This is a genomic window from Streptomyces sp. (assembly GCF_035563135.1).
Lineage (GTDB): Bacteria > Actinomycetota > Actinomycetes > Streptomycetales > Streptomycetaceae > Streptomyces.
Genome location: NZ_DATMVN010000307.1, coordinates 1 through 8569, shown reverse-complemented (window position 1 = coordinate 8569; position 8569 = coordinate 1). Strand labels below are relative to the sequence as shown.

General features: G+C 73.3%; 8 protein-coding genes. 3 read left to right on the top strand and 5 right to left on the bottom strand.

The window, feature by feature from the left end; all coding sequences use genetic code 11:
- Both VN520_RS13530 and VN520_RS13525 read right to left on the bottom strand, forming a co-directional pair.
- On the bottom strand, nucleotides 1–1387 hold a 1387-nt coding region (locus tag VN520_RS13530; protein WP_325747142.1), incomplete at its 3' end, for a HAMP domain-containing sensor histidine kinase.
- Entirely contained in the window at nucleotides 1384–2043 is a 660-nt protein-coding gene (locus tag VN520_RS13525) for a response regulator transcription factor (RefSeq protein WP_325747141.1), read from the bottom strand. The genes VN520_RS13525 and VN520_RS13530, both read right to left, overlap by 4 nt.
- Before the next feature lie 120 nt (nucleotides 2044–2163).
- Here VN520_RS13525 and VN520_RS13520 point away from each other — a divergent pair, with 120 nt between their 5' ends.
- Nucleotides 2164–2838: a PepSY domain-containing protein gene (locus tag VN520_RS13520; RefSeq protein ID WP_325747140.1), complete on the top strand. Its 675-nt coding sequence runs from the start codon at nucleotides 2164–2166 to the stop codon at nucleotides 2836–2838.
- 33 nt (nucleotides 2839–2871) lie between these two features.
- Here VN520_RS13520 and VN520_RS13515 read toward each other — a convergent pair whose 3' ends face one another.
- From VN520_RS13515 to VN520_RS13505, 3 genes are read right to left on the bottom strand one after another with little or no spacing between them, the layout of a single operon-like run.
- On the bottom strand, nucleotides 2872–3351 hold the full coding sequence (locus VN520_RS13515) for a hypothetical protein (protein WP_325747139.1): 480 nt from the start codon (nucleotides 3349–3351) through the stop codon (nucleotides 2872–2874).
- A 57-nt stretch (nucleotides 3352–3408) separates the two neighbouring features.
- Nucleotides 3409–4380, bottom strand: a complete 972-nt coding sequence (meaB, locus tag VN520_RS13510) for a methylmalonyl Co-A mutase-associated GTPase MeaB (RefSeq protein WP_325747138.1) — start codon at nucleotides 4378–4380, stop codon at nucleotides 3409–3411.
- Between the two features lie 50 nt (nucleotides 4381–4430).
- Nucleotides 4431–5633 (bottom strand): acetyl-CoA C-acetyltransferase, encoded by a 1203-nt coding sequence (locus VN520_RS13505; RefSeq protein WP_325747137.1) that lies wholly within the window; start codon nucleotides 5631–5633, stop codon nucleotides 4431–4433.
- A gap of 229 nt (nucleotides 5634–5862) precedes the next feature.
- On the opposite strand from VN520_RS13505, the gene mce reads away from it, so the two are divergent.
- The gene (mce, locus tag VN520_RS13500) at nucleotides 5863–6291 is read left to right on the top strand and encodes a methylmalonyl-CoA epimerase (protein ID WP_325747136.1); all 429 of its coding nucleotides are present in this window, start codon (nucleotides 5863–5865) and stop codon (nucleotides 6289–6291) included.
- A 243-nt stretch (nucleotides 6292–6534) separates the two neighbouring features.
- A partial coding sequence (gene scy / locus VN520_RS13495; protein WP_325747135.1) for a polarized growth protein Scy occupies nucleotides 6535–8569 on the top strand: 2035 nt, incomplete at its 3' end.

The window sequence follows — 8569 nt, the reverse complement described above, 5'->3', positions numbered from 1 at the left end:
CCGGTGCCGCGCCCACCGTGAGGGTGCCCCCGTGCCTGGAGGCCACATCACGGGCGATGGCCAGACCGAGCCCGGCCCCGCCGTCGTCACGGCTGCGGGCGTCGTCGAGACGCACGAAGCGCTCGAAGATCCGCTCCCGTTCGGCCTCGGGCACACCCGCTCCGTCGTCGGTCACCTCCACGAGCACGTCGCCCCGGTCCGCCCTCACCGAGACGGCGACAAGACGCTCCGCGTGCCGCTCGGCGTTGTCCAGGAGGTTGCCGACCACCCGGGCCAACTGCCCGCGTGAGCCGCTGACTTCGAGTGACCCGGTGTCCGCCGCGCACACCTGCGGCGGAATCCGGTCCGCCGCTCGCTGGGAGACCTCCTCGCGGACCAGCGCGCCCAGGTCGACGGGTGTGCGCCCGGGCCGCTCCCCCGCGTCCAGCCGGGCCAGCAGCAGCAGGTCGGCCGCCAGCACCTGGAGCCGTACGGTGTCGGCGACCGCACCGGGGACGTCCAGCAGTTCCGGATGGGCCTCCCCCACCTCCAGCTGGGTGCGGAGCGAGGCGATCGGGCTGCGCAGTTCGTGCGAGGCGTCGGCGACGAAGCGCCGCTGCCGGTCGACCGAGGCCTCCAGCACGGTCAGGGTCTCGTTGGTGGTGCGGGCCAGCCGCGCGATCTCGTCCCGCGAGTCCGGCTCGGGCACACGGCGGCCCAGGTCCTCCGACGCGGTGATCGCGGCCAGTTCCCGTCCGATGCCCTCGACCGGGCGCAGCGCGCGCCGCGTGACCAGCCAGGTCACCCCGGCGACGACGAGCAGCACGAGGGGCAGCCCGGTCAGCATGGAGGTGCGTACGGTGTCCACGGCCTCCTGCTCGGCCGCGAGCGGGGAGCCCGCGTGGACGGTCAGGGTGACGTCCTGCCTGGTGGTCGCCTCGACGGTGGCGAAGCGGTAGTCCGCCGTCTCGCCGTCGACGGTGGCGGTGCCGTTCGCGAAGTCCGGCGCGTCGGAGGAGACCTCACCGCGGGCGGGGTCGTCCCCCTCGTCGTCACCGTCGTCCCCGTCACCGTCATCGCCCGGGACCGGCGCCGAGGGAACCGGGGTGACCTCCGCCGTGCCCGTCCCCGAGATCGCGTCGAGGTCCTTGGAGACGGCCACCACCCGCCCCGCCCCGTCGGTCACCTGGACGGGGCGGGTGTCCTCGTCGCCCAGCTCCAGCTCCGCGTACGCCACTCCCAGGGCCAGCTGCCCGGCCACCTCCCGTGCGGCCACCTCGGCCTCCAGGCCCGCGCGGTCCGTCAGGTTGCCGCGCAGCACCGCCAGGACGGCCAGCCCCGCGACGGTCAGGGCGAGGGCGACGACCAGGGTGGCGCCCAGGGCGGCCCTGGCCCGTACGGACCTCACAGCGTCTCCAGCCGGTAGCCCGCGCCCCGCACCGTGCGGATCGACGCGGCGCCGAGCTTGCGGCGCAGCGTGCTGATGTAGACCTCGACGATGTTCGGGTCGCCGTCGTAGGCGAAGTCCCAGACGTGTTCCAGGATGTCCGCCTTGCTGACCACCTCGCCCGCCCGCCGCACGAGCTGTTCCAGGACGGAGAACTCCTTGGCGGTGAGGGTGACTTCGTCCTCACCCCGGTGGACCCGGCGGGCGGCGGTGTCCATCCGCAGCGTGCCGGCGGTGAGGACCGGCGAGGCGGACCCGCCGCGGCGGCGCAGCAGCGCCCGGACCCGGGCGACGAGCACGACGTACGAGAACGGCTTGGTCAGATAGTCGTCGGCGCCCGTGTCGAGGCCCTCCGCCTCGTCGTACTCCCCGTCCTTGGCGGTGAGCATCAGGATCGGCATCTCGTGCCCCGCGGCGCGCAGGGCGGCACAGATCCGGTAGCCGTTCATCCCGGGCAGCATGATGTCGAGGACCACGAGGTCGTGCACGCCCTGGCCGGCCAGGTGCAGGCCCTCCGGGCCGTCGTGCACGACGTCGACGGCGAAGCCCTCGGCGGTGAGTCCCCTCGCGAGGGACGTCGCGAGACGCTTCTCGTCCTCCACGATCAACAGGCGCATGGGGACAGCTTCCCAAACCGAACCTGAAGACGCCTTCAGGTGGCTTCAGGCTGCGTTCAGCATCGCCGGGCCAGTGTGGTTCCCGTCGCACAGCACATCCCGTCCGGAAGGAAACACACCATGAAGCGCAACATCGCCGTCGCCGCCGTCACCGCAGCCGTACTCGTCGGCGGCGGGCTCGCCACGACCGCCGCCTTCGCGGACTCCGACGGCAGCGGGAAGGACGGCCGCACGGCCGCCTCCGGGCGGGCCGACGGGGCCGATGCGAGCGGTGAGGGCGCGGGCACCGCCGGAACGGCGGGGACGACCGCGCGGATCACCGTCGGCGAAGCCGTCGGCGCCGCGCTGAAGGCGGTCCCCGGCACGGTCACCGGGGCCGAGCTGGACGATGACGACGACAGCGCCCGTGGCGTCTGGGAGCTCGACGTCCGCGGCTCCGACAAGGTCTGGCACGACGTGGACGTGGACGCGCGCAGCGGCAAGGTGCTGTCCGACCACGAGGACGACGGCGACGACCGCGACCGCCACGCGCCCCGTTCGGCGGCCGTGTCCCTGGACGCGGCGGTGAAGGCGGCGCTGGGCGCGCAGCCCGGCTCGGTGACGGCCGTGGACCTGGACGACGACGGCGGCGACGACAGTGACAAGGGCGGCGCGCTGCGCTGGGACGTCGACGTCACGGGCAAGGACGGCAAGGACCACGAACTGCACGTCGACGCGAAGAGCGGCAAGGTGACCGTGGACCAGGACGACGACAACGACGGTGACGACGACAACGACGACAGCGACGACGACTGATCCTCCCGTCCGGCGGTCCCGTCCGGCCCCGCCTCAGGGCGCGAAGCCGGACAGGACCCTGCCGTCGTCGGGTGAGGAGAGGAACAGCGCGCCGCCGTGGGCGATCAGGGAGGGCGGCGTACCGCCGATGGGCATGTCGAAGAGCTTGCCCGCGCCGGGGGGCGGGGGCTCGTCGTCCGTGCCGTCCTGGGCCCCCGGGCAGTGGGCCGCGAAGTCGGCAGGTGCCTCCCGGGGGCATCCGGTGGGTTCCTTCCCGCCGTCCTTCGTGCGGAAGGCGTGCAGCCCTTCCTCGTTGCCGGCGTGGAGCACGCCGTCCCGGACGCGCATCGAGAGCGCCTCGTACGTTCCGTCCGCCGCACGGCAGACCACCGCGCCCTGGCCGGCCGCACAGCCCGGCGGGGTCCCGGTGAAGGTGGCGCGCCAGGGTTTCCAGCCAGGAGGGCCGGCCTGCGCACGGCCGTTCCCGCCCCCGTCGCTCTCGCTCCCGCCGTCGCCCCCGCCGGACGGGAGCATGGTGTTCCGGCACGTGGGGAGGGGTTCCCGGGCGGCCCGCACGCCGCCCGGGGACCGTCAGTCCTGTGCCGGGCGCCCGGTGAGTCCCGCGACCAGTTCGTCCGCCGCCGCGTAGGGGTCGAGGCGCCCGGCCACGATCCGTTCCGCGAGGGCGTCCAGCCTGCGGTCGCCGTGCAGATCGGCGATCCGCTCACGGAGCGCGGTGACGGCGATCGTCTCGACCTCACGGGCCGCACGCGCGGTGCGCCGTTCGGTCAGGACGCCGTGCTCCTCCATCCACGCCCGGTGCTTCTCCAGGGCCTCGACCACCTCGTCGAGGCCCTGGCCCCGGGCGGCGACCGTCTTCACGATGGGCGGCCGCCAGTCGCCGGGCCCCCGGGACTCCCCCAGGCCCAGCATGTGGTTGAGCTCGCGGGCGGTGGCGTCCGCCCCGTCCCGGTCCGCCTTGTTGACGACGTAGACATCGCCGATCTCCAGGATTCCGGCCTTCGCCGCCTGGATGCCGTCACCCATGCCCGGGGCGAGGAGGACGACGGAGGTGTCGGCCTGGGAGGCGATCTCCACCTCCGACTGGCCGACTCCCACCGTCTCCACGAGGATCACGTCGCAGCCCGCCGCGTCCAGCACCCGGATCGCCTGGGGTGCCGACCACGCGAGGCCGCCCAGGTGCCCCCGGGTGGCCATCGAGCGGATGTAGACGCCCGGGTCGGAGGCGTGCTCCGACATCCGGACCCGGTCGCCGAGGAGCGCGCCCCCGGAGAACGGCGACGACGGGTCGACGGCCAGGACCGCGACGCGCTTGCCCGCCTTGCGGTAGGCGGAGACCAGCGCCGAGGTCGAGGTGGACTTGCCGACACCGGGCGATCCGGTCAGGCCGACGACGTAGGCACGGCCCGCGAGCGGCGCCAGCGCCGCCATCACCTCACGCAGCTGCGGCGACGCTCCCTCCACCAGGGAGATGAGCCGGGCCACCGCGCGCGGCCTGCCCTCACGTGCCTGCTCGACCAGGGTGGGGACGTCCACCTTCACGCTCGGCCTCCTCGCTCACTCGTACGGTCCGCCATGTGCCCGGCTGTCCGCTACTTGCCCGGTACCCGGATGATCAACGCGTCGCCCTGACCGCCGCCGCCGCACAGCGCCGCCGCCCCGGTGCCGCCGCCGCGCCGCTTCAGCTCCAGCGCCAGGTGCAGCACCACACGGGCGCCCGACATGCCGATGGGGTGGCCGAGCGCGATCGCGCCGCCGTTGACGTTGACCTTGTCGGAGGTGACGCCGAGGTCCTTCATCGACTGGACCGCGACGGCCGCGAAGGCCTCGTTGATCTCGATGAGATCGAGGTCCTCGACCCCGATGCCCTCCTTCTTCAGGGCGTGGCGGATGGCGTTGGACGGCTGCGACTGGAGCGAGTTGTCCGGGCCGGCCACATTGCCGTGGGCACCGATCTCGGCGATCCAGTCCAGGCCCAGCTCCTCGGCCTTGGCCTTGCTCATGACGACGACGGCGGCGGCTCCGTCGGAGATCTGCGAGGAGGTGCCCGCCGTGATCGTGCCGTCCTTGGTGAAGGCGGGGCGCAGCTTCCCGAGCGACTCGGCGGTCGTCTCGGGGCGGATGCCCTCGTCCTCGGCGAAGAGGACCGGTTCCCCCTTGCGCTGCGGGATCTCGACCGGGGTGATCTCGGCCTCGAAGACGCCGTTCTTCCGGGCGGCGGCGGCGCGCTGGTGGGACAGCGCGCCGATCTCGTCCTGCGCGGCGCGGTCCAGGCCCAGGCGGGTGTTGTGCTTCTCGGTGGACTCACCCATCGGGATGTTCTCGTAGGCGTCCGTCAGGCCGTCGTAGGCCATCGAGTCGAGCATCTCGATCGCACCGTACTTGTATCCCTCGCGGGACTTCGGGAGCAGGTGCGGGGCGTTGGTCATGGACTCCTGGCCGCCGGCCACCACGACGTCGAACTCACCGGCGCGGATCAGCTGGTCCGCGAGAGCGATCGCGTCGAGCCCCGACAGGCACACCTTGTTGACGGTGAGCGCGGGGACGTCCAGCGGGATCCCGGCCTTGACCGCCGCCTGGCGCGCGGGGATCTGCCCTGCCCCGGCCTGGAGCACCTGGCCCATGATCACGTACTCGACCTGGTCCCCGCCGATCCCGGCCCGGTCCAGCGCCGCCTTGATGGCGACGCCTCCGAGGTCGGCTCCGGAGAAGCTCTTCAGCGAGCCGAGGAGACGGCCCATGGGCGTCCGCGCGCCCGCGACGATCACTGAGGTGGTTCCGGTCGTTCCTGACATGAGGCACAGCCCCTTGATTAGGTGGTGAACGAGGGTGGGGAGGGACCGGCGCATGAGGGGCGGCGTCACAGGGCCGGACACGCACTCCCCCGGCCCTGCTCCTTCCTCCACCCTTCATGTGCCGGTCCCTCCTGCCCGAATGTACTGAGCGGTACGGCGCCCGTCATCCGGCAGTGGGTGTGATCGCGCGCACGTTGCGTAACCATCCCCGGGGCGCTGCACTGGTTCCATGCTGACGCGAATCGACCACATCGGAATCGCTTGTTTCGACCTCGACAGGACGGTGGAGTTCTACCGCGCGACGTACGGCTTCGAGGTGCACCACACCGAGATCAACGAGGAACAGGGCGTGCGGGAGGCCATGCTGAAGATCAACGGCACCTCGGACGGCGGGGCTTCCTACCTCCAGCTGCTCGAACCGACCCGTGAGGACTCCGCCGTCGGCAAGTGGCTGGCGAAGAACGGCGAGGGCGTGCACCACATCGCCTTCGGGACCGCGGACGTCGACGGGGACGCCGCGGCCATCGGCGGCAAGGGCGTCCGGGTGCTCTACGACGAGCCCAGGACCGGGTCGATGGGCTCCCGGATCACCTTCCTCCACCCCAAGGACTGCCACGGTGTGCTGACTGAACTGGTCACCTCGGCGACGGAGCACTGACCCGGCCGCCGGCAGGGCCGGTAGAGTGGGCGGTTCCGGGCCGGGGCCGGGTCGGGGCCGTGCCACGTCCTCGCCGTTGATCTGTCACCATTCCCCGGGGTGCCGCTCGCCGGCGAGCGGCACTCGTATGGAGAATTGCGACCAGGGTTGGGGCCTCCCCTGCTCAGTGGGGCATTCCCCGCTCGAACGAAGTTGAGAGCCTGGGGAAGAAATTGAGAGCTCGGGGAAGGATGGGACCGCGCAGTGCGGGGCTACGAGAGCCAGCAGAGCCACCGAGCTGACGACGACCATCTCTCGCGGTTCGAAGCCGAGATGGACCGGCTGAAGACCGACCGGGAGAAGGCCGTCCAGCATGCCGAGGACCTCGGTTACCAGGTCGAGGTCTTGCGCGCCAAGCTGCACGAGGCACGGCGCAATCTGGCGAACCGTCCCGCACACGACAGCGCGGACATCGGCTACCAGGCCGAGCAGATGCTCCGCAACGCCCAGATCCAGGCCGATCAGCTGCGTAACGACGCCGAGCGCGAGCTGCGTGAGGCCAGGGCTCAGACACAGCGCATCCTGCAGGAGCACGCGGAGCACCAGGCCCGGCTCCAGGCCGAGTTGCACGCCGAGGCGGTCCAGCGGCGTCAGCGGCTCGACCAGGAGCTGGCGGAGCGCCGGCAGACCGTCGAGTCCCACGTCAACGAGAACGTCGCCTGGGCCGAGCAGTTGCGGGCCAGGACCGAGTCCCAGGCCCGCCGTCTCCTGGACGAGTCGCGCACGGAGGCCGAGCAGTCGCTGGCCGCCGCCCGCGCCGAGGCGGCCCGGCTCGCCGACGAGACCCGCCGGCGCCTCAACTCCGAGGCGGAGTCGGCCCGTGCCGAGGCCGAGGCCACGCTGCTGCGGGCCCGCAGGGACGCCGAGCGGCTGCTCGACGCCGCCTCCACGCAGGCGCAGGAGGCCACCAGCCACGCCGAGCGGCTGCGCTCGACGGCCACCGCCGAGACCGAGCAGACCCGGCAGCAGACCGCGGAGCTGAACCGCACCGCGGAGCAGCGCGTGCAGGAGGCCGAGACCCGGCTGCGCGAGGCCCGGCTGGAGGCCGAGAAGGTCCTCGCCGAGGCGAAGGAGGCCGCGGTCAAGCGGCTGGCCGGCGCCGAGTCGCAGAACGAGCAGCGCACCCGTACGGCCAAGTCCGAGATCGCCCGGCTGGTCGGTGAGGCCACGAAGCAGGCCGAGGCGCTCAAGGAAGAGGCCGAGCAGGCGCTCGTCGACGCCCGGGCGGAGGCCGAGCGGGTGGTCGCCGAGGCCGCCGAGAAGGCCCGGACCCTGGCCGCCGAGGACGCCGCGGCCCAGCTCGCGAAGGCGGCCCGGAGCGCCGAGGAGGTCCTGACCAAGGCCTCCGAGGACGCCAGGTCCACCACCAGGGCGGCCGGCGAGGAGGCCGACCGGATCCGCCGTGAGGCCGAGGCCGAGGCGGACCGGCTGCGCGGCGAGGCCGCCGAGCAGGCCGACCAGCTCAAGGGCGCGGCCAAGGACGACACCAAGGAGTACCGGGCCAGGACCGTCGAGCTGCAGGAGGAGGCGCGCCGGCTCCGGGGCGAGGCCGAGCAGCTGCGCTCCGAGGCCGTGGCCGAGGGCGAGCGGATCCGTGGCGAGGCCCGCCGCGAAGCGGTCCAGCAGCTGGAGGAGGGTGCCCGCACCGCCGAGGAGCTGCTCACCAAGGCCAAGGCCGACGCCGAGGAGCTGCGGACCTCCGCGAGCGCCGAGAGCGAGCGCGTCAGGACCGAGGCGGCCGAGCGCGCGGCCACCCTGCGCAAGCAGGCCGAGGAAGCGCTGGAGCGCAGCCGCGCCGAGGCGGAGAAGCTGCGCGCCGAGGCCGAGGAACAGGCCACCGCCCTGACCGCCGCGGCGGAGAAGGCGGCCGAGGAGCTGCGCGAGGAGACCGAGCGGGGAATAGAGGCCCGCAGGACCGAGGCGGCCGAGGAGCTGGCCCGGCTGCGCACCGAGGCCGAGTCCCGGGTGGCGGCGGCGGAAGAGGCGCTCGGCGAGGCTCGTACGGAGGCGGAGCGGATCCGCCGCGAGACGGGCGAGGAGTCCGAGCGGCTGCGCGCGGAGGCGGCCGAGCGGGTCCGTGCGCTGCAGGAGCAGGCCGCCGCGGAGGCCGAGAGCCTGCGCGACGAGGCCGCAGCCGACGCCGCGCAGTCCCGCGCCGAGGGCGAGTCCGTCGCCGTACGGCTGCGCAGCGAGGCCGCCGCCGAGGCGGAGCGGCTGAAGACCGAGGCGCAGGAGACCG

Bases quoted from the DNA above. Each gene is read 5' to 3' on its own strand.
- VN520_RS13525 (WP_325747141.1), bottom strand. From the start codon at position 2,043: ATGCGCCTGTTGATCGTGGAGGACGAGAAGCGTCTCGCGACGTCCCTC.
- VN520_RS13505 (WP_325747137.1), bottom strand. From the start codon at position 5,633: ATGTCAGGAACGACCGGAACCACCTCAGTGATCGTCGCGGGCGCGCGG.
- VN520_RS13520 (WP_325747140.1), top strand. From the start codon at position 2,164: ATGAAGCGCAACATCGCCGTCGCCGCCGTCACCGCAGCCGTACTCGTC.
- mce (WP_325747136.1), top strand. From the start codon at position 5,863: ATGCTGACGCGAATCGACCACATCGGAATCGCTTGTTTCGACCTCGAC.
- VN520_RS13515 (WP_325747139.1), bottom strand. From the start codon at position 3,351: ATGCTCCCGTCCGGCGGGGGCGACGGCGGGAGCGAGAGCGACGGGGGC.